This window comes from Candidatus Nitrospira bockiana (genome assembly GCF_965152565.1).
The window spans coordinates 4397435-4418067 of the sequence record NZ_OZ224215.1 but is presented as its reverse complement, the minus strand read 5'-3'; the positions used below and the strand labels follow the sequence as shown (position 1 = coordinate 4418067).

Genomic DNA, 20633 nt, shown 5'->3' with positions numbered 1-20633 from the left:
GTCAGCCGGCGGTCTTCGCGGAAGCGGGCACGGAGAGGGCGGGTGACGGCGGCTGCTTGCGATGCCGGTCGATGACGGAGTCGAGCACCGACCCGCAGTTCAGGCAGCGCCAGACATAGGCTTCATCCAGTTCATCCGCCAGCCATTCGGTGACCATCAGGCCCTGGCACTTCCCGCATTGCATCGTGGCCTCCTTCGTTGACCGGGTCCCCCGGGGCTCGGTGCAAAGGCTAGCGACGACACATGAAATCGGGATTAAGAGGACATTAGAAATCCTTCATGAAGCCGAGGACCTGGCGACGTTCCGATGGCGGACGGGCGGGTGCGGGCCTGCGCGGGGCGTCAGGCGGCGATTCGACCGTGCGAGGGGGGCTAGGACGACGCGATGGCTGAGATCTTCGTTCCCGCCGTCGTGAGCCGCGTCGAGACCATCGAACCGGGTGAGATCCGGCTCGTCACGCTCTCGCTCGCCGAGGAGTACGAGCTGGAGGGGCGGCGCCTCCCCGTGCAGGACGCGATGCGGCCGGGAAACGCCTTCTTGGCCAAGCCGCGGGGCGCGCGCACGGCCAAGGTCCGGCGCCGGATGTACACCCGGTCCAACTGCGCGCGGCTCAGCCCCCGAAGACTCGAGACGATCATCAACCATACCCACGAGCCGCGGGCCGACACGTCGATCTGGTGGCAGACGGACGAGGTCGAGCGGCTCTGGCGGGAGGGCGGGACGGTCGATGTGCGGATGGACCTGAGTCGGGACGGCGAGGCGCTGGTCCTCTTCGAGAACACGCAGGAGGTCGGAGCCAGGAACTTGCGGCTGGAGCCCGACGAGCAGTGGCCCCGCCTGCGCCTCGTCGCGGTCGCGCTCTCGACCGGTATCACGCCGTTCCTCGCCTACGTGCGGTACATGGCCGGGCTCGACTTCGGCCGGGGGATCCAGCCTCCCGGCTGCCGGTTCACGCTCGTGGCCAGCGTGCGGCATCCCGGCCAGCTCATGTGTCATGAGGAGCTGTTGGGGCTCGAACGGCGCTTCCCGGACCACTTCCGTTACTATCCGGTCCTGACGCGGGCCTGGCCCGTGGACTGGCCGTACGGCAAAGGGAGGATCGTGCGGGCGGGCGAGTCGTGCGACGGCGAGGCCCGGATCGATCTGGGTCCGCTCCTCCGTATCGTCCCGGAGCTCGAGGGGGCCGACCTCCGCATGTGCGGGAATGCCGTGTGCCGGCGCGAGTTGGAGCTGGGGTTACAGCAGCACGGCCTCCGCCTGAACAGTTTTCGCGCCGAAGTATGGTAGCGGGGGTCAGGTGATCGACTTGCCCGGCGAGAACCGGACCTCCGTGGCCGGAGGCAGCGGCACAGGTGCCGGGCGGTCGCCAGGGGGGCGGGGATGGTCTCGGACCTGGTATGACCGCGCCTTCAGCCGGCCGAGATCGAGCCGTACCGCTCCGCCGTTGAGCTCGTGAAGCCTCTTCCAGGATTGCAGGAAGCTCAGACAGGCGTGATCGATATGCCGCAGCGCCTCGATGTCGATCGCGACCGTCGTGCGGGGCGGCACGGCGTCCACGGCGGTGGCAAGCCGTGGCAGGCTCACGAACGTGGCGATGCCCATGAGGGTGAGCGAGACGGTCCCGTTGTCCCGGTCGTGAACGACCTCGGTCGCCAAGTTCTGGGTGGTATAGAGGAGCTTCGCAAGGGCCAGGCTGAATCCGACCAGGACGCCGGTGAGGAGGTTCGTCGCGACCACCGTGACCATCGTCACTGCATAGATCGCCACCTCGCTTCGTCCGTGCTGGCGCAGCTCGCGTACGGCGTCCAGGTTGATCAGCTTGTAGCCCGTGAAGACCAGCAGGGCAGCGAGGCTCGCGGTCGGAATGAGCCTGAGCAGGAACGGGAACGAGGCGACGAACAGGAGGAGCCACAGCCCGTGCAGCATCGTCGCGGCGCGCGTCCGTGCGCCGGCCGAAATGTTCGCGGCGCTACGAACCATGACGCCCGTCACGGGCAGCGCGCCCAACGCGCCGCAGATCATGTTGCCGACCCCCTGCGCCGCGAGCTCGCGGTTATAGCACGTGCGGGGCCCCGCGTGCAGGTGATCGACGGCCGTCGCCGAGAGCAAGGATTCCGCGCTCGCGATGAACGCCACGGCCACGGCGGCGGAGAGCATCGACGTGTCGAGCAGGTGACTGAGCGACTCCCAGTCGGGTGCGTGGACCAGCGTGAAGATGTTGTCCCGCACCCGGACATAGCTGATCGGCAGATGAAAGAAGCCGGCCACCGCGGTCGCCAGCGCCACGCCGACGAGCATCGCGGGGAGCAGGTGCGCGCGCCTCGGGGCCCAGTTCCATGCGACCATCGCCGCGATCGTCATCAGCCCGACCATGGCGGCGAGATGGTGAGTGGTGAACCCCTCGTCGCCGGGGATCAGGCCTTTTTCGATCGCCGCCGGGATCGTCACGAGGTTCGCGAGGCCCGTGCCTTTCGGCAGATCATCGATCATCACATGGAACTGGCTCGCGAAGATCAAGACCCCGATGCCGGCCAGCATCCCTTGGATGACGGCGGGCGAGACGGCCCGGAACCACTGCCCGAGCTGCAGGACCGAGGCGAGGATCTGAATGGCGCCCGCGAGCAGGACGATCACCGCCAGCTTCTCCATGCCTTGGACCTCGATCAGCTCCCAGACCACTACGGTCAGGCCGGCCGCGGGCCCGCTGACCTGCAGCGGGCAGCCGGCGAACGCCCCGACGATCAAGCCTCCGATGATCCCCGTGATCAAGCCGGCGCCCGGCGGCGCACCGGACGCCACGGCGATCCCCATGCACAGGGGAAGTGCGACCAGAAACACGACGATGGAGGCCGGCAGGTCGTATTTCAGCACGGGGAGAACCGCTCCCACCCGCCATCGAGGTGATTCCCGACCCATGGTCTCCTTTCCTGCGTGACGTCCCGACAACGACGTGGAAAAGACTACCAGAAATTTTTTAAGATAGAAGCGTGATCCCCCAGGGTGAACCTCGCGAGCCCGCCGGCCTGACGCCACTGACGCGCGGCGAGCCCAGAGGAGTAGGGAGAGGATGACCGAACCGCGCACGAACCCCGGCGACGTGCGTCACCCCGCGTCACGTGGTCCTGCCAAGACCGTTCTCGTCGTGGACGACGAGCCCAAGCTGCGAAAAATTCTGACGCTCGGGTTGGAGTCGCGCGGCTTCACGGTGCTCGAAGCCCAGGACGGCCAGGAAGCGCTCGCGATCTGCAAGGCGCATCAAGGCCCCATTCATCTCCTGTTGATCGATGTCGTCATGCCGAACCTCAGCGGGGTCGAGCTCGCGCCGATGGTGCTCGCGATCCGCCCCGAGTCCAAGGTGATCTTGATGTCCGGCTACCGGGACGAACAGGTTCTCCTCAACGCCGCGCTCAACCCCAACACCCCTTTTTTTCACAAGCCCTTCACAATGGATGCCCTGGTGCAAACCATTCAGGAGCTGCTCGACCCGCCGAAGCCGGTCTGAGGCGCCGTGTCCCGCTCGCCCGCTGTTGCCAGGCCCGGCGCCCGGTGCTACGCTCGCCGGGGCGCATCATCATGAGCCGCCTCCCTCGCATGCTCCTCGTGGTCCCCGGGACCCTCTTCCTCGGCGTGCTGTCCGGCTGCGCCGTGGTCTATACCTTCGTCAACTCCGAGAGCAAGCTGGACCGCCTGTCGCCCGCGATGCCGAAGGAATCCGTCCTGGAGACGATCGGCCGGCCGGATCTGGTCCTTCGTGACGACGGCCGGGTGACCGTGTGGCAGTACAACCTCAATACCCCGCGTCAGTGGCTGTACGAGCTGTCGTTGTGTCCCGTCTCCGTCTGGGTGGGGGGATGCCTGTTTTACACGTTCACCAACTGGGCCAGCGAGCGCCAGCGGGAACATGCCGTCCACCTCATTCTCATCCACGATCACCTGTGCGCATGGGGGCCGCCGGTCGCGTTGATGCAGAAGAAAAAGGGGTGTACGGGGGCGGCGACGACCTTGGAGGGGCCCGCCGCGCGGGTGAATCGAGAGTGGGATCCCGTCACCACGGGGCATGGCCCGATCAACAGCCGAACCGGCGAGCGCTATCACACGATGGCCGTGATGCCGTTCGCCGATCCGGCCGGCGTCCCGGGAGCCGGCGCCAAGGTCAGCGCGATCGTCACGAATCTGTTCCTGGATCTCGGCATCGCGTTGGTCGAGCGCGCACGCCTCGAGGAGGTCCTGCAGGAGCAGATCGTACAGTTGACGTACTCGGACGAAGCGCAGGCACTTCACGTCGGCCGCCTGGCCGGCGCCCAGGCGATCGTGTTGGGCGAGGTCCAGCGATGGGAGGAGGCGGGGACGACGGCCGGCGTCGCCTTGTCGTTTCGGGTCATCGACGTCGAGTCCGGGCAGCTCCTCTTCGACGGCGACGGTCACTCGAGCGAGACCTTTGCCGGTACGCCGGACGACCTCGCCCGTCTGATCGCCCATCGAATCGTCACGCGATTCGGCATCAAAGCCGGATGGCTCGGCACCGGGCGGATCGGCGTCCGGTGGGAGTGGCGGGATTGGTTCGGGTCGTCCGTCTATCTGGTCCAGGAGATCAGCCCCGGGTCGCCGGCGGACAGGGCCGGCCTGAAAATCGGCGATCTCGTCCTCGCCTGCCGGCAGACGGTGTTGGCCGAGTTGCCGGGCGAACGGGAGGCCAAGCGCGCCTGTCAGGTCGAGGCGGGGCACCCGCTGCTCTTGGACGTGCTGCGGGGCGAGCAGCGCCTTCGGGTCGAGGTGATCGCCGAACGCCGGCCCGGAGTGTGAGGGCGGCGGGCCTCCGGTTCGGCGCTTGCCCCGTCGACGGTCATCCGCATCGTGAACTCCTCGTTCCACGTCTCGCCGTGTCGGCCCGGTCCGCTGCTCGTGACGCTTCTGAAGCCGGAACCGCGCCCTTCGACCGAGAAGAGTGCCGGTGTGCCAGCCCCCCGGTCGCGGCTTGACCGCAAGCCGGCCGGTATGTCAGGAAAGAGGCCGGTGATCGAGGAGCGAGCGATGGCACGACACGGGAACCGGCGCATGGCCGGCCTGGCGCAGTCCGAAATCCGGGCGATGACGGCCGCGTGTGCGCGCGTCAAAGGCATCAACATGGCGCAAGGTGTCTGCGACACCGAGGTGCCGCACTTCGTGCGGGAGGCGGCCGAGCGCGCCATGGAGATGGGGTTGAACACGTACAGCCGATTTGACGGGCTGCCGGAGCTCCGCCAGGCGATCGCCTGCAAGCTGGCCGAGTACAACGGGGTCACCGTGGACCCGGAGACCGAAGTCACGGTGAGCGCCGGAGCGACGGGGGCGTTTCATTGCGCCTGCCTGGGCCTGCTGAATCCCGGGGACGAAGTCCTCGTGTTCGAGCCGCATTACGCGTACCACATCAGCGCGCTCGTGGCCGTCGAAGCGGTCCCGCGCCTGATCCCGACCCGGGCTCCCGCATGGAGCTTTTCACGGATGGAGTTGGAGCGGCAGGTCACCCCGCGGACGAAGGCGATCGTCGTCAACACGCCGGGCAATCCGTCCGGGAAGGTCTTCAGTCGCGAGGAGCTGGAATGGATCGCGGAGTTGGCGATCGCGCACGACCTCTTCGTCTTCACGGACGAGATCTACGAGTATTTCCTGTTCGACGGTCGCCGGCACGTCAGCCTCGCCGCCATGCCGGGCATGGAGGACCGCACCATCACGATCGGCGGGTACTCGAAAACCTTCAGCATCACCGGATGGCGGATCGGCTACAGCGCCGCCCGGGCGCGCTGGGCCCAGCTCATCGGGGCGATGAACGATCTCTTGTACGTGTGCGCGCCGACTCCCCTTCAATACGGGGTGGCGGCCGGCATCGAGCGGCTCGGGCCCTCGTTCTACGCCGATCTCGCACGGGACTATCAGGGGAAGCGGGATCGGTTCTGTGCGGCCTTGGCGTCGAGCGGGCTCCCGCCCGCGGTGCCCCAGGGCGCCTACTATGTCCTCGCGGACGTCTCGCGGTTGCCGGGCGAAACCGGGAAGGCGCGGGCGATGTACCTGCTCGAGAAGACCGGTGTGGCGGGGGTGCCCGGGGAAGCGTTTTTCAGCGGCGCCGAGGGACACCGGTACATCCGCCTGTGCTTCGCGAAGACCGACGCCGACTTGGACGCGGCGTGCCGGGCGATCGGGCAGCTTTCGTGATCCGCCGGGCCTGTTATAATTGCAGTCGACGTGACAGTTCCGTGAACTGATCAAGCCACGAGAGGAGAGCGGTGAGACGAGCACTTCGAGCTATGGCGATCATCGGGATCAGTGCAGCGGCGGCCGCGTGTGCCCAGGGACCGGCGGCCCGACAGGGAGACCTGAAGGTCTCCACCGGCGGACCTCATCGGATGGTGCTGGCGGGGGAATGGGAATACGAGGACAGCGGGTTCGTGCAGACCTTGCGGTTGAATGAAGACGGCAACGGCTTCTATCAGTGGAAGGGCGGCGAGTTCCTGACGACCGACCTGGCCGGCCAAGCCTGGAGCGGGCACTGGTATCAGCCGGGGAACGATCGCGAAGGCGGATTCGAAATCCTCCTGACCCCCGACTATCGTGAAGGCGAGGGCCGGTGGTGGTACACCCGGATCGAGAGCAACACGACCCCGACCCAACCCGGCGGAACCTTTTCCGTCAGACGAGTGAGCCCCCAGACGAGCCGGCGCTGAGCCGCTCGGCCTTCCTTCCCAATCCCACCAACGGGTGTCCACGCCCGCGGCTGCTCTCAGTGAGAGCCGTGCGGAGCGCCGCGCTGCCGCGGCGCTCCACGCGGAAGCCGAGGGCGGAGCATCGGGGAGAAGCGACGGCGGGTCCGCGGACCTGAGCGAGGTCAGGTCGCCTCGCCGCCGTGCATGCGGCTGAACAGATTCCAATTGAACGGCTTCGGCGCCAGCGCATGGAGCGGAATGGGCTCGATGTGCTGCGGCCCGCGGTAGGCCAGCATGCAGCCGACCACTTCCTCCGGCTGCTCGATCAACCGATGGACGGCTTCATACGCGAGGTCTTGCGCGATCGCCTTGTCCTCGGGGGTCGGTCGCGCCCCGCGGAGCGTGTGGCCGAGGATCGTCGCCTTGGTGGAGACCGTCAGCGGGTACCGGCCGGGCGCCATCTGGAACTGCGGCCACTGGGCGACCGCGCGCGCGACGTAGTCGACGAGCCCGTGGACGCCGCCGCTCGGGTGGTGTCGATGCGGAGTCCGTTCCGCGACCACGAAGAGGTGGCTCTTGTTGCGGATCCCGAGCGTCTGTTTGAGCCGTCCGAGGATCACCTGCTCGATGTAGCCGTCGGGGTCCGGATGTTCGTTGACCAACAAGCCTTCCGCGCGGGCCTGGTAGGCGCACGCGAGCGCCAGATGGCCCGATCCCGCCCCCATCACTTCCACGAAAAAGACGCTCCCCATCGCCGCGCTCGTCGCCTTGAGGGATTCGATCGATTGGTTGGCCAGGGCGACGGCGGAATGGAACCCCAGCGACGTGGTGCCCGCGATGTTGTCGTCGATGCTGCCGGGAAGCCCCAGGACCTGTACGCCGAAGTTCTCATAGATGGCGCGAGCGCCCCGCAAGCTGCCGTCGCCTCCGAGCACGATGAGCGCGCCGTTCTCCAGGTAAGGTTGCAGGTGCCGGATGGCCGCCTGTTGAATCCGCTCGTCCTTGAAGTCCTCGAAGCGGCTGCTGCCGATCGGGCTGCTCGCTTGGCTCACCATTCCGCGGGTATCCTGCTCGCGGACGATCTGGATCCAGTTGTTGGCCAGCCCGAGGAACCCATGGCGCACGAAGTGGACTTCCACGCCCATCTGGCTGGCGCTCACGTACAATTCCTTCAACGCGGCGCCCGCGCCGGCGAAGTCGCCGCCGGAAACGAGCGCGACCAGCCGTTTCAATTGACGGGGCCTGAGGGTCACCCGGTCGCGCCGCTCGCGCTCGACCGAGACCCAGGCCTCGCGCGCCGCCCGCTCGTGCGCCGAGAGGCCGACGGCGGTCGAATAGCCGGAGAGCTGGCCTTGCTCGTACGTGAGGAGGACCACGTTGTCCTGGCCTTCCTTGTAGTCGCTGAACTCGCGGAACGCTTCATAGAAGGGCCGAGGGTCGAGGTAGATCATCAAGGCGCGAAGCGTCGAGCTGTGGGTATAGAGGCAGGCGACCTTGCCCTGGCTGTCGTGCGCGAGGCGATGCAGGCCGTCGATGACGTCGACGTACAAATCGAAGAAGGAATGCCCGCCCGGGTAGCAATAGAGCGGGTGCTTGAGCAGCCGCTTGGCCGTCTTCGCATCGACCTCGAAGGCTTCTGCGGCCAGGTCGGCCTCCAGGCCCTTTTCCAGCCCCGTGACCCAGCCGAAATCCGAGGACTCGAGCGCGGCCTCGAAGGCGGGTTCCGCTTGGTGGAGCCCGCCGGAGGTCAACGCGCTCAGGACGCGGGCGAAGAGCTGGCGGGTGTTGGGGCTGCGACTGACGAAGTGCAGGAAGGTGGTGGGATCGAGGTAGTTGTGCAGATGCAGGAAGTCGAGTTGCTGTCCGATGACGCCGACCATCCGGGCCAACGCCGCGCCCACCGCGTCCGCCTTCGGGCGGCCCCGCTCGGGGTCCAGCACGTTGGCCAAGCGGCATCCGACCCGATGCGTCTTGCTCTCGACCTGGGAGACGCCGTGGCGCATCGTAAAGAGCAAGGTGCGGTTGGACATGTCGCGGGGCAGCAGCCAAAAGCGGTCGTCACCGAGATCGAGGATGATGCGGCCTTCGGCGAGCTGCGGGGTGAGTTGAGCGCGTGGAACGATGGCGACCGGCCGGCGCCGCGTCGGCTTCCGCACGGCGCCGACGCGCCCCTGGAGCAGCGGGGCCAGCGTGCCGTCCGCCACGAGGCGGTTCCACGCGGCGAAGAAGGTCAGGTGATCGCCGCCGCAGGCCTCGTCGAGCAACCGTCGCCGGGCCGCTCGATAGTCTCCGGCGGTCGGAAAGCCCTCGTGCGCCTGCGCGGCAAAGGCCCGCATCGCCTCGATGGCGCCGATCACGCGTTGAGGTCGGTCGGGAATCGACGGGGGAGCGGGGGGAAGGGAAATCGAACCGGGGCGCGATTCCAGGGGAACTCGGCTGACGGCCTCCCCATAGCGGAGAAGGCCGGCCACGCTCACAAACGCTAACGCATCGACATCGGAGGGCATGCTCACCTCCAGCAAAGGAAATCGCAACCGGGAGGAGCCTCCCGGCCGGGTGGACTTACGGCTCAGGCGGACGTTCGCAGGATTTGTGGATCGAGGCCCACGAGAAGAGCTTCCGCGCCGGCTTGTCCTCCACGGTGAATTGCGGACTCTGCACCTCCCTCAGGACGAGCACCTGAACGAGATCGCGAATCTCTCGGAGTAGGGCCAGCGTTTCGGTCTCGGCGCGACGGCTCATTTACGTGCCTCCTCTGTAAGTGTGAATGATCCGCCCTTGTCAGACCAATTCTGACGTCCGACAAAATGGCCGTTAGCATACACCGTTTCTGGGTTTGACGCTATTTCGTCAAAACACTTGAGGACGACTACGCAGGCGTCGGCCGCCGCTTGGGTCTCGGGTGGCGGCTGTGATAAGGAACAGGCTTTCATGATCTCTGATCGCGCGGACATCGTCGTCATCGGCGGCGGCGCGGCCGGCCTGGCGGCCGCCATCTTTGCCGCCGAGGCGGCCGGCGGGGGCTCGAGCGTCGTCGTGCTGGACGGAGCCGCCCGGCTGGGCGCGAAGATTTTGGTCTCCGGCGGAGGCCGGTGCAATGTGACGAATGCGACGGTCGGCCCCGATGATTTTCACGGCGCCCGGCCGGTCGTGCGCAACATCCTCGCCGCGTTCGACGAGACGGCGGCGCAGCGATGGTTCGCGTCGCTCGGGGTACCGCTCAAGGAGGAAGAGTCCGGGAAATTGTTCCCGGTGACGAACAAGGCGAGGACGGTGCTCGACGCCCTGCTCGCCCGGTGCCGGGCCCTCGGCGTCTCCGTCACCCCGTCGCGGCGGGTCATAAACGTCGGCCGCCTCGCCGACGACGAGAGCGGCCGACCGGAAACGGCGTTCCGAGTGGACGACGCACACGGAGGAGTGCTGCACGCACGCCGCGTCATCATGGCCACCGGGGGGCGGTCTCTGCCGCGGAGCGGGAGCGACGGGTCCGGATGGACGATCGTCGGACGGCTCGGCCATACGGTCACCGCGACGGCCCCCGCCCTCGTGCCGCTCGTTCTGGAACCGGGGACGTTTTCTCCCGATCTCTCGGGCATCAGTCATCCGGCCGAGCTCACGACGTTCGCCGACGGCAAGGTCGCGGACCGGCGGATCGGCAGTATGCTCTGGACGCATTTCGGCGTGAGCGGCCCCGCCGTGCTGGACGCCAGCCGGGTATGGACCACCGCCGAGGCGGCCGGTGCGCGCCCGGATCTGTTCCTGAACTTCCTTCCCGGACACGAGTTCCAGGACGTCGAGCGCTGGTGGCTCACCCAGGCGGCGGCGCGGCCCCGTGCGAGGGTCGTGGCCGTCCTGGCCCAGCGTCTTCCTGAGCGGGTGGCCGCCTGGGTGTGCCGCTCGTGCGGTCTCGATCCCGCGCTCTCCCTCGGCCGGCTGTCGTCGTCCGCACGGCGGTCCCTCACCCATGCCGTCACCCGATCACGTTTGGCCGTCGTCCGGGATCGCGGCTGGAACTTCGCCGAGGTTACGGCCGGCGGCGTCCCGCTTGCCGAGATCGACTACCGCACCATGGCCTCACGGAAGGTCTGGGGCCTCTTCCTCGTCGGGGAGATGCTGGACTGCGATGGCCGCATCGGCGGCTTCAACTTCCAGTGGGCATGGGCGACGGGGTATCTGGGAGGGCGCGGCGCGGCGGCCTCGCTGAGACGCGATGGCTGAGGCCGGCGACCGCGAGCCCTGGATGGACGCGGAGGCGGTGGAGTGGGTCCGCCTGCTGCTCGACAGCTACCGCCGCTGGACCGGCCGCGAGCTGGTCGAGCGCAAGGAGTCGCCCCTTGCCCAAGCCGCGGCGGTCTTCGACGCCCCCTTCGTGCTCGTGTCCCACGGTACGGGAGACGATCCGTTGCTGAACTACGGGAACCGGGTCGCGCTGGAGTTGTGGGAGACGACCTGGGAGGCACTGCGCCGCACGCCGTCCCGGTTGACGGCCGAGCCGGCCGACCGAGAGGAGCGCAAGCGGATGTTGGCGCAGGCGGCGGAACGGGGATGGTTCGACGGCTATCGCGGCGTGAGGGTCTCGAAGACCGGCAAACGGTTTACGGTCGAGAATGCCATCGTCTGGACGGTCCTCGACGACGACGACCGGGCCGTCGGGCAGGCGGCCACCTTTGCTCGATGGACGCCTATCCGGAGCTGACGTCCGTTCGGGGCTCGATCCCGTAGCGCGGCCCGGTGACGCCCTCGCCGCGGCAGCGGGGGCAACGACTGGGCCGGGTCAGGCGCGTGCGCCCACGGAAGACAAAGCCGCAATCCGGGCATTCGGCCGGCTCGAGGACGAACCGGCGCGTGCGATCCCGTGCAAGCGTGCGGACGATGTGTGCCAGGTGCTCTTCCACCTGCCGCTCGGGCAGGCCGAGGAGTCGCGCCAGCTCATAAGAGGAGCGCAAGCTCCCCGTCAGGATCGCGATGAGGGCCTGGCGGGGTGTCTGGTCGCGCTCCGGCATACGGCACGGTACACTAGCAGATTCCAAGCCCGAGCAGCCATGCGCCGCCGATCCGGAGGAGATCAGACATGATGTCGTTGCCCTTTACCGATAGCGCCTTGATTCCAGACGTCCTGAAGTCGTTGACGCTGCTGGCGATCGTGCTGATGCTCCGGATCGCCCTGACCCGCGCCGTCCTTGCGAGCCAGACGTTGTCGGTGGAGACCCGCCGTCGGTGGGTCCTGACGATCCGAAACTTCGCGGCGCTGATCTTCATCGTGGGCCTGGTGTTCATCTGGGCCCATGAGCTGAGCACGTTCGCCGTCTCGCTGGTCGCCATTGCCGTCGCGCTCGTCTTGGCGACCAAGGAGCTGATCCTCTGCCTCAGCGGCTCGGTCGTCCGAGCGGGGACGAACGCATATACGCTGGGTGATCGCATCGAGATCGGCACCACCCGCGGGAACGTGGTCGACCAAAACCTGCTGGCCACCACGGTCCTGGAAGTCGGACCCGGTCACAGCTCCTCTCAATACACCGGCCGGGCCGTGACCTTTCCGAACAGCCTCTTGCTCAGCCATCCGGTCGTCAACGAGACCTACATGAAAGAGTACACGGTCCACATCGTCACCGTGCCGCTCGCGCTCGAGCAGGACTGGGTACGGGCGGAGAAATGGCTGTTGGAGATCGCCGCGGAGGAGTGCGCCTCCTTCATGGAAGAGGCCGCGCACCACATGAAGCAGTTGGAAGGCAAGGCATGGTTGGATGCGCCCTCGGTGCAACCGAGGGTGACGCTCCATCTTCCCGAGCCCGGGCGCGTCGACCTTTTATTGCGGATCCCCGCTCCCTCCCACCGGACGGCCAGGATCGAACAGGCGATCCTCCGCCGTTTCTTGGAGCGAAGTCGTAGTGATAAGTGATGGGGTAGGGGTAAGTGAGAGAGGGGTATGGGGAGTAGGGATAAGTGATAGGGGTATGTGAGTAGGGGCAGTGATAGAGGGGTATGGGGGTATGGGGTAGAGGGGGTGAGAAAGGGGTGGATCGCTCCTACCTCTTTACTCCACTATCCCATACCCCACTACCCCTCTATCCCTATTTCCCCATTCTCAGTGGTCGGGGCGCGTTTCGGATTCCCCCTGCCCGTTGCGCTTCGAGAGGCTGCGGCGATGTCCACCGCCTTCGGGTGAGTGTGAGGGATGCCGGCTGGTGATCGACCGAACGCGCTTGGCGACCTCCGAGAGGGCCTGCGCCTGTTTCACCAACTCGGCTTTCAACGCGGTCACCTCGGCACGCAGCTCCAGGAGCTCGGCCTGCTGCCGCTCGGCCATGGCCGAAAGTTGGTCGACCTGCCCGGCGGGCCGACTTCGTGAGCGGCGAAGGGCGCCAAGGCGGTCGGAGGCGGCAGCCGAAAGGCTGTGTGCCTGCCGGCGGAGCTGATCCCTTCGGGTGAGCAGCCAGACGACTGCCGAGCGTGTCGACAGCAGAAGCCGGGCGTGCGCTTGCCGGCCGATCCGCTTGCAGGTGCTCTTGCCCAGCAGCCAGGATTCCCGGCCCTTCAAACCGGCCTGATCCCAGATCAGCCGGACACGGTCCCGGGCAACGGGCCCGACGCCAGGGAAAGTCGAGTGGCGGACAGGGGCGGGTGGCTGCGGCGGAACGGGGGCCCCGGCGTCGCTCCCTGCTGCAGAGGACGAGGTCCCCCCTTCCTCCAATCGCGTGGTCTCTTGAGGTGGTGCAAGCGGCGCCTGGTCCCTTGAAAGCTCGCCGCCCCACGGCCGCGTCCTCAGCCGATCGACGATCCTGCCTCGCATGGCCGTCATCGTCCGCCGACACGAATCGATTGTTTGCCTCGACTGCCCCGAGATCAAAGCGGCCCCGCGACTCACCGCGCGTTGGATCTTGGCCGCCAGCTTCGAAGCCCAGCCAGGGTCCATGAACGGAGGCTGCGATGAGGACTTGGGGACGGGCAGGATCTTGATGATTTTGACGGGATCGATGTCGCGTTTCATGGCATGAACCGTGGGGAGTCAGGAGGGCAAGACGCGGGCCATGCTGACGGCCTCAGGCCCCGCCCGACTCCCGCATGCCCCTGATTCCTGTAATTCCAACCCGTTACTACACGGGACCGCGACAAGAGCCGGCACATCGGAAAGCGGGCGGGAACGTTTTGTTGAACGATGGGGGGCCGATCGTCATTAACGCCGGGTTCTCGGGAGGTTCGGCGCAAGAACGACTGTCCCGGCTGGGACAAATCGTCTCACCGGCGATCGCGGATTCAGCGACCGGCGGTCAGGTGACCGCGTACCTCTTGCACGTAGCTCTTGAAAGGATTCGGCATCAGGAACGGCGCGCGGCCCCGAAGTTGGAAGGCCGACCAGTTGATGACGTACGGCGGAAGGAATCGCGTCTCCGGCGCCAAACCTTCGGTGTCCCCCGGCGGGCCGCAGGTCAAGAGATGCCGGACCAGCTCACCGCGGCCGTACGCCCGGGTGTTGCGCGGCGGCTGATCCTCTGCGATCCGGACGGCGGCATCGGTGGTGACCCTCGGGGTCCGCCCTTCCTCGACCAGCCCGAAGTACAAGCCCTTTCCGTCATGGAGGTTATGGTACTCGAGATCCAGGCTCTTCATGACCGGGTCGTCCCATTCCACGCCTTCACTCTCCCGAAAGGACTCGAGCAACCAGAGCTTCGAGGCCCAATCGACCCGTCCCACGAGCCTCGTGTAGTCCCCGCGCAGGTCGGCGAGGACCGACGCCCATTCGTCGAGCACCCAGTCCGTCTCGTCGTCCTGACCCCGGTAGTGCCGGTCCGCGGCTTCGAGATAGCGCTCCTGGACGTCGATGGCCGACATCGTCGCCCCGGAGTCGAGCGTGACCAGCCAGCGGCGCTCCTGGTCCTGGGAAATCTCCTGCAGCGTCTCGACGGGTTCGCGCAGCTCGAGGCCCTTGGGGCAGTGGCCGTCCTCGATCAACTGGAGCACGAGCGAGGTGGTCCCGAACTTCAGCGCAGAGGCGACCTCCGCCATGTTCGAATCGCCGAGCAGCAGGTGGATGCGCCGAAACTGGTTCGGGTCCGCCAGCGGCTCATCCCGCGTGTTCACGATCGCCCGGTTCTGCTGCACCCACTCGAAGAAATCGTTGACGATGTGATCGGCCCGTTGGGAGATCTGAAACGGCAGCGCGCGGTCATGGAGGGAGGCCCGGCGCACGATCAACTGGCCGCGGTGGACCCATTCTTCGACCGCGCGCGCGCGCCCGATCCGGCCCGCCCCCGTGAAGACCTGCCGGGTGACCAGGAACGGCACCAGTTGATTCAGGCCGCGCCGCGAAAACGGGAACCGACGCGAGACCAGATAGTTCTCATGGCATCCGAACGTCGCGTCGGTCTCATGGTCGATGTTGTTCTTGATCAGCGACACGCTGTCGGCCAGGCCCAGCTCCTGAATGGCGCCCTGAAGGATCCGATCGCCGGCGCGATCCGCGGACAGGAGATCGGTCAGCGTGGCGCATTCGGGCGTGGCGAATTCCAAGTGGCCCATGTCGAGATAGATCCGTCCGGCGTTCGTCAGGAACCCGCCGTTGCCCGGGGGCTCGTCATGCCCGCGATGATGGAGATCGAGGACGCCGCGCTGCTGGACGTGGAAGATGTGATCGCGGATGCGATGGGCGATCCACGTGGGGGAGTGCTCCGGCCGGTCCTGATTGATCAAGAGGCCGTATTCGGTTTCCAGGCCGAGAATGCGGTTGACCATGGTCGGTGCCGGGGCAACGGAACTTTGACCCGAGCTAGCGGAGCCAGGCCGGCGAGAGCCGCGCCACGTCCTCGGGCTTGAGCGGACGGTACTTCGACGATCCCGGGAACGAGCGCTCGAGGAGCGCGCACTCGATGCGCTTTCCACCGAGCGTGTCACGAAGATGCTGCTCCAACTCGGGATCCGTCGGCACGGCGGATTCGGCCTTCGCGTCGGGCTCCGCCTTGGCGTCCTCCGTCTCCCGTCGTTGGCGCACCGAGCCGACGGCCCATGCCTTCAACGCGGCGGGAAAGGCCGCCTCGATCCCGGCCTGGCGGAGCGGCAGCCGGTCCAGGTAGGCCGTCATGGCGCTCTGGACCGCCGCGGTGGCGCCGACCGCGGCATGGCGCGGCGACTCCTCGAACGTGCCGTCGTAATCGATCGTGAGGAACGCGTCCCGTTCGGGCTTGCCGCCGAGCTCGGCGAGGAGGATCTTGACGATGAACGGCGCGCGGAAGACTTCCTCGAACGCCTGCTTGATCGCCGGCGCGAGCCCATATTTGACGAGCCGTGGTCCGGTGACGTCCGAGGGCGAGCGGTTGAAGCCCTCGAGATGCGCCATCTCCAACAGATTGAAACGGAGCTTTTCGAGATCGGCCGGGTGGCCCATGCCGCCCCAACCGATCCGATCATAGATCTCGTAGAGCTTCGGCGTGCCGCGGCTCACGGTGAGCAGGAGAATGCCGTCGTCGTAGCCGACGGCGACGACGGGGCTCCCTTGGGCGAACTGCTCGTCAAGGTACTGCCGGCGGTTTCCGACCGCCTCCACCCAGCGGTACGGCTCCTCATACATGGCGGACCACCCTTTCCTCGAACAGGGCCTTCAGCCGGGTCTCCGGGAGGGTCTGCACACCCCGTTCCGTGATCAGTTTCACGACCGGGTAGAGATTCGCTTCGCGGTTCACCCCGCCGGTCGCCGAGTCGAATTCCGCCGCACAGGTCAACAGGCGGAGGGCTTGGGTGGCCGCCTCTTCTTCCGGAAGCCGGCTGAGCGGCCGATCGCTCCACGTGTTCAGGTAGTGGAGGATCCCGCGAATCGTCGGCGAGCCGGACCCCGACACGGCGTATTCCACGCCTTCGAATTCGGCCCCCAGGATGTCGTAGAAGTAGATCTTCGCGCAGCCCTGCTCGAAGTCGTAGCCGGCAAAGATCGGCGCCACCGCCCCCGTGCCCGCCAATGCGGCCGGGACGTTCTCCTTGAGCAGCTTCGAGACGGCCCGCAACTTGCCCTCGAAGCTGAGCTCCTGCAGTTGCGTCCGGCGGAAGTATTTGAACGAGTGCTCGAGGACCCGGGCCATCTCATAGGCGGTCGCCGGGACGCCGGCGATGGCCATGAGGCTGTGCCGATCGAGCTCGAGGACCTTGTCCGTCCGGTCGTACATGACGGTGTTCCCAGCCGTGGCCCGGCGATCACCGGCGACGAGGACCCCGTCGGCGTACTTCATCGCGAGGATCGTGGTCCCGCGGGTGATGTCCGCCCGCTCCTGGCGGGCCTCCCCGGCCGTTGGAAATACGTACCCCTGTTCCTTCAGCAGTTGCAGGAAGTCGCCTTCCATTCCCATGCTCGTCTCCTCTCGCCGCACCGGCCGGCTCGTCGCCGCCTTTGGGCCGCACCGGCAGGCGGGAGCCCCCGGTACGCCGTTCCACACGTCCGGCCCCCGCCGGACTTGGGCGTTCCCATCCTTATTCGCCGGTCCGCTGCCGGTAGCGTTCCGCCTGCTTGGGATCGACCTTCCGCATTCGCTTGAGCAGGTTGTCTTTGTCCGGCGAGCCGGAGTCCGGCCTCTTCGGGCCTCCGCCCTCCTCGGAAGGGTCCAAGGGCTTCGGCATCGGATCGAGCGGGCGTTCTCGTCGTTCCCATGTCATCACAGGCATGATGCGCGTTCCTTTCGTTCGTGCCAGCGTGCGAGCGCTTCGGCCGGCGAGCCGGCACGCTCTACGATGGCGGTCAGGGCCTCGACCTCGACCGGCTCGAAGAGGTCGCCCAGATCGAGGGTGAGGCGCGGGGATCCGCGGAACTGGATGCGCTCCCATTGCACGGCCTCGATGTCTTTCGGGAAGCGCCGAATGCAGAGGCCGCGGATGCCCCCTCGCGTGTCGGGAGGTCCGAGGGTCAGGGCGGATTCAACGGCGGCTTCATCGGTGATCCGGCGCGTTCGGCCGTCCGCCTCCAGGCCGAGGAACAGTCCGCGGTCCGGGTTGACGTTGTGGTACTCCAGATCCAGGCTCGCGAGCCATGGATCGTCCCAGCCGATCCGTTCCTCGCGCACGAAGGTCTCCAGCAACCAGCGCTTCGTGACCCAGTCGAGTCGGCCCACGAGCCGGTCGCGATCGGCCGCCAAGAGCGCCAGCGTGTCTCCCCACTCGTTCAGGACCCAGTCGGTCTCCTCATCCATGCCGCCCAACGTGCGCCTTGCCGCCTCATAGTACGCCGCTTGCAGCTCCAGGCCGGTGATCGTCCGACCCGACCGCCTGGCGACGACGGCTTTGAGATCCGGGTCCCGCGACAGGGCCTTGATCGCCTCGACCGGGTTGGCGAGCTCGAGGTCGGGGGCCGCGTCCCGTGCGATGAGGTCGAGCACCAGCCGGGTCGTGCCGACCTTCAGCGCGGTGGCGAGCTCGCACATGTTCGCATCGCCGACGATCAGGTGCAGGCGGCGATACTTGTCGCGGCGGGCGTGCGGCTCGTCGCGGGTGTTCAGGATCGGCCGGTTGTGCATCGTGTCGACGCCGAGGTCCGTCTCCATGAAGTCCGCGCGCTGGCTGAGTTGGTAGAGGCCCGGCCGGAACTCCTCTTCCTGTCCTTCGAGACCGACTTTGCCGGCCCCGGCGATGAGCTGGCGGCTGACGAGGAAGGGGAGAAGGCCGGCGACGAGCCGGGAGAACGGGATCGCGCGGGGCACGAGATAGTTGTCGTGGCAGCCGTAGCTGTGCCCGTGAAAATCCGTGTTGTTCTTGTAGAGCTGGATCTTCGGCCCGCCCAGTACCGCATTGCGCCGGTCCGCGGCGAGCTGGGCGACCCGTTCGCCGGCCCGGTCGTGGGCGACGAGGGCCTTGAGGCTGCGGCATTCCGGCGTCGAGTATTCCGGATGGGTATGGTCGTTATAGAAGCGGGCGCCGTTCGGCAGCACGAGATCGCTCTTCATCTCGTGAAATGAAAAGGGCCGGCGTGCGTCCCGTTCGGCGAACTCGTCCTCCTCGCGGTCCTGCTGAAGCCGCGCCGCGCGAAATCCGCGCGCATCTTCGTGCGGATCTTCCCCGCTGTAATCCCAACGGCGCTCGAAGCCCGCCGTGAGGAAGGCCCGGACGAGCTCCATCGACTCCACGACCGGATCCATGGACGAGAGGTCCTCGCGCGCGATGCCGTATTCCGTCTCGAGGCCGAACAAACGCATCAAATGATCTGCGCGACCGTGCGTTCCTCGCTCCGGCGTCCGCTCCGGAACGAGGAGATCCCGACGACCTGTTCGGGATGATGGTCCAACAATTTCAGCCACTCTTCCGCGGCGTCATCGGGCGGCAGCATCTCACCTTCCCGGAACTCGCGATCGGTCGAGGCGAGGAGATCGTCCAAGTTCAGCCCCTCGGCGTCCGGGTCGTCGGGCCGCCGGATGGCGCGTTCGATCGCGCGCTCCTTGGCCCGTTGCACGATCGAGGCGAGGATGGCGCCGGACACGAGGTCCCCGCGGTACAGGACCTTGCTCTGGCCGCTGCGCAAGCGGATCGCCAGCAGCCGGCTCTCGTCGCTCCGCCGGAAGATGGCATCGACGAGCTCGTCGATGATCGCCGCGCACGCCGCGGCCCGGTCGCCGCCGTGACGGGCGAGCAGCTCGCGGTCCAGCGGCAGCTCCGCAGTCAGATAGACCCGCAGGATGTCGGCGGCGCCTTCCCGATCCGGTCGGCTGACTTTGATCTTGCGATCGATGCGTCCCGGACGCAGCACGGCGGGGTCGATCAGGTCCGGCCGGTTCGACGCGAGGATGATGACCACGTCGCGCAGCGACTCGATCCCGTCCATTTCGGCGCAGAACATCGGCACGAGCGTATTGGAAATGTTGAAGGAGCGCAGCGCGCGCCGCGTTCCGAGGATCGATTCCGCTTCGTCGATGAAGATGAAGGGCAGCGCGCCGGCGTTCCGTCGCGCCCGTGCCTGCGCAAACAGGTCCCGGACCATCCGCTCGGATTCGCCCAGCCACATGTTGAGAATCTCGGGCCCCTTGACGTGCAGGAACGCGCCGGACGTGATCGTCGGCTGGTCGTCGGACCCCGCGTCCGATTGTCCCACCAGCTTCGCCAGGCTCGCGGCGGCGGCTTGCCCGATCAACGTCTTTCCGCATCCCGGAGGACCATAGAGCAGGAACCCCTTCGGTTGGGTGAACTTGAACCGGCTGAACGTGGCCGCGTGGAGCAACGGGTACTCGATCGCTTTTCGGATGGCCTCGATCGCGGCGCGCTGACCGCCGATCTGCTCCCACGTGATCGAGGGCGTTTCGTCGAGCACATGCGAGGTCGCCGCCTTCGAGGTCAGCCGCTCGATCGCGATCCGGTGGCTGGGATCGATGCGGATCTCATCGCCCGCCTTCAACTCCGCGCCGACCAGGTCGCTCGAGCGCTGCAGGATCAACGCCTGCCGCCCGGCCTCCTGCTCGAACCGCAGGCGCCCGTCCGGGAGGGCCTCGGTCAGTTTCAACACGGGACCGCTCCGATCGTAGCCGAGCGTCTTCACGACCGCATAGGCCTCGTTGATCAGCACTTGGGTGCCGATCTTCAGCTCGCCGGCCGGTACCCGAGGGTCGACGTTCGTATAGTATTCGGCGCCCCCCACGCTGATGCGCGCGAGCCCCTCGGCGGGCGTTTCGAGCAACATCCCGATGCGGTTGGCGGGGGCCGTGAGCTTCGAGACCACCTCGCTCAACTTCGTGAATTCCGCTTCGCGCTGTTGGGCGGCCGCACCCTGCTGGATCAGGAGGTGGCGGAGCTTGTACAGGAGGGGTTGCCGCGGGTCGCCGTCGGGGCAGGCCGCCAGGCACTCATCGAGGAGCACCAGCGGATTCCGCCCCTCCGCCCGCGGACGACCCGGCTCGTTGTCCGGGGCCGAGGATGTCCATGGCCCCCGCTCTCCCTCGCGATGGTCACTCATAGCGCCTCCGTCGTGGCAAGAGCCTCATGCTATCACACTTCTCCGA

20 protein-coding genes are annotated in these 20633 nt (G+C 67.1%); 8 read left to right on the top strand and 12 right to left on the bottom strand.

The genetic code is table 11. The features are described 5' to 3' along the window. Window position 1: 1 nt before the first annotated feature. On the bottom strand, window positions 2-184 hold the full coding sequence (locus ACWHYV_RS21635; protein ID WP_447978565.1) for a hypothetical protein: 183 nt from the start codon (window positions 182-184) through the stop codon (window positions 2-4). Between the two features lie 201 nt (window positions 185-385). Between ACWHYV_RS21635 and ACWHYV_RS21630 the strand changes: the two genes are divergently transcribed. After that, window positions 386-1288 (top strand): hypothetical protein, encoded by a 903-nt coding sequence (locus ACWHYV_RS21630; protein WP_447978564.1) that lies wholly within the window; start codon window positions 386-388, stop codon window positions 1286-1288. Between the two features lie 6 nt (window positions 1289-1294). Here the strand turns inward: ACWHYV_RS21630 and ACWHYV_RS21625 are convergent, their stop codons facing one another. Then, window positions 1295-2917: a SulP family inorganic anion transporter gene (locus ACWHYV_RS21625; RefSeq protein WP_447978563.1), complete on the bottom strand. Its 1623-nt coding sequence runs from the start codon at window positions 2915-2917 to the stop codon at window positions 1295-1297. 151 nt (window positions 2918-3068) lie between these two features. On the opposite strand from ACWHYV_RS21625, the gene ACWHYV_RS21620 reads away from it, so the two are divergent. From ACWHYV_RS21620 to ACWHYV_RS21605, 4 genes are all read left to right on the top strand, one after another. After that, on the top strand, window positions 3069-3503 hold the full coding sequence (locus tag ACWHYV_RS21620; RefSeq protein ID WP_447978562.1) for a response regulator: 435 nt from the start codon (window positions 3069-3071) through the stop codon (window positions 3501-3503). Window positions 3504-3574: 71 nt separating this feature from the next. Next, entirely contained in the window at window positions 3575-4804 is a 1230-nt protein-coding gene (locus ACWHYV_RS21615) for a CsgG/HfaB family protein (RefSeq protein ID WP_447978561.1), read from the top strand. Between the two features lie 228 nt (window positions 4805-5032). After that, entirely contained in the window at window positions 5033-6190 is a 1158-nt protein-coding gene (locus ACWHYV_RS21610; RefSeq protein ID WP_447978560.1) for a pyridoxal phosphate-dependent aminotransferase, read from the top strand. Between the two features lie 71 nt (window positions 6191-6261). Beyond that, window positions 6262-6699, top strand: coding sequence for a hypothetical protein (locus ACWHYV_RS21605; protein ID WP_447978559.1), 438 nt, complete (start codon window positions 6262-6264; stop codon window positions 6697-6699). Window positions 6700-6860: 161 nt separating this feature from the next. On the opposite strand, the gene ACWHYV_RS21600 is transcribed toward ACWHYV_RS21605, so the two are convergent. Then, entirely contained in the window at window positions 6861-9185 is a 2325-nt protein-coding gene (locus ACWHYV_RS21600) for a 6-phosphofructokinase (RefSeq protein ID WP_447978558.1), read from the bottom strand. Window positions 9186-9240: 55 nt separating this feature from the next. Then, window positions 9241-9420: a hypothetical protein gene (locus ACWHYV_RS21595; RefSeq protein ID WP_447978557.1), complete on the bottom strand. Its 180-nt coding sequence runs from the start codon at window positions 9418-9420 to the stop codon at window positions 9241-9243. A gap of 189 nt (window positions 9421-9609) precedes the next feature. Here ACWHYV_RS21595 and ACWHYV_RS21590 point away from each other — a divergent pair, with 189 nt between their 5' ends. Then, on the top strand, window positions 9610-10896 hold the full coding sequence (locus ACWHYV_RS21590; protein ID WP_447978556.1) for an NAD(P)/FAD-dependent oxidoreductase: 1287 nt from the start codon (window positions 9610-9612) through the stop codon (window positions 10894-10896). Further along, window positions 10889-11374, top strand: a complete 486-nt coding sequence (locus tag ACWHYV_RS21585; RefSeq protein ID WP_447978555.1) for an MEKHLA domain-containing protein — start codon at window positions 10889-10891, stop codon at window positions 11372-11374. The genes ACWHYV_RS21590 and ACWHYV_RS21585 overlap by 8 nt, the downstream gene beginning before the upstream one ends. Here ACWHYV_RS21585 and ACWHYV_RS21580 read toward each other — a convergent pair. Then, window positions 11361-11681 (bottom strand): transcriptional regulator, encoded by a 321-nt coding sequence (locus ACWHYV_RS21580; protein ID WP_447978554.1) that lies wholly within the window; start codon window positions 11679-11681, stop codon window positions 11361-11363. The two genes, ACWHYV_RS21585 and ACWHYV_RS21580, sit on opposite strands and share 14 nt — an antisense overlap. Window positions 11682-11749: 68 nt before the next feature. Here ACWHYV_RS21580 and ACWHYV_RS21575 point away from each other — a divergent pair, with 68 nt between their 5' ends. Further along, entirely contained in the window at window positions 11750-12577 is an 828-nt protein-coding gene (locus tag ACWHYV_RS21575; RefSeq protein ID WP_447978553.1) for a mechanosensitive ion channel family protein, read from the top strand. Window positions 12578-12763: 186 nt separating this feature from the next. Here the strand turns inward: ACWHYV_RS21575 and ACWHYV_RS21570 are convergent, their stop codons facing one another. The 7 genes from ACWHYV_RS21570 to ACWHYV_RS21540 all read right to left on the bottom strand — a co-directional run bounded on the left by ACWHYV_RS21570 (window position 12764) and on the right by ACWHYV_RS21540 (window position 20587). Then, a complete protein-coding gene (locus ACWHYV_RS21570) occupies window positions 12764-13666 on the bottom strand; it encodes a hypothetical protein (protein ID WP_447978552.1) in 903 nt (300 codons plus the stop codon). A 266-nt stretch (window positions 13667-13932) separates the two neighbouring features. Then, on the bottom strand, window positions 13933-15408 hold the full coding sequence (locus ACWHYV_RS21565; protein WP_447978551.1) for a proteasome accessory factor PafA2 family protein: 1476 nt from the start codon (window positions 15406-15408) through the stop codon (window positions 13933-13935). Window positions 15409-15442: 34 nt separating this feature from the next. Beyond that, window positions 15443-16240 carry a 20S proteasome subunit A/B gene (locus ACWHYV_RS21560; RefSeq protein WP_447978550.1) on the bottom strand — a complete coding sequence of 266 codons (798 nt, stop codon included), beginning with the start codon at window positions 16238-16240 and terminating at the stop codon, window positions 15443-15445. Then, on the bottom strand, window positions 16233-17009 hold the full coding sequence (locus ACWHYV_RS21555; protein ID WP_447978549.1) for a proteasome subunit alpha: 777 nt from the start codon (window positions 17007-17009) through the stop codon (window positions 16233-16235). Before ACWHYV_RS21555 ends, ACWHYV_RS21560 begins: the two co-directional genes overlap by 8 nt. A 121-nt stretch (window positions 17010-17130) precedes the next feature. After that, window positions 17131-17322 (bottom strand): ubiquitin-like protein UBact, encoded by a 192-nt coding sequence (locus ACWHYV_RS21550; RefSeq protein ID WP_447978548.1) that lies wholly within the window; start codon window positions 17320-17322, stop codon window positions 17131-17133. Further along, window positions 17313-18842, bottom strand: a complete 1530-nt coding sequence (locus ACWHYV_RS21545) for a proteasome accessory factor PafA2 family protein (protein WP_447978547.1) — start codon at window positions 18840-18842, stop codon at window positions 17313-17315. The genes ACWHYV_RS21550 and ACWHYV_RS21545 overlap by 10 nt, the downstream gene beginning before the upstream one ends. Further along, window positions 18842-20587: an AAA family ATPase gene (locus tag ACWHYV_RS21540; protein WP_447978546.1), complete on the bottom strand. Its 1746-nt coding sequence runs from the start codon at window positions 20585-20587 to the stop codon at window positions 18842-18844. Before ACWHYV_RS21540 ends, ACWHYV_RS21545 begins: the two co-directional genes overlap by 1 nt. Window positions 20588-20633: the final 46 nt, after the last annotated feature.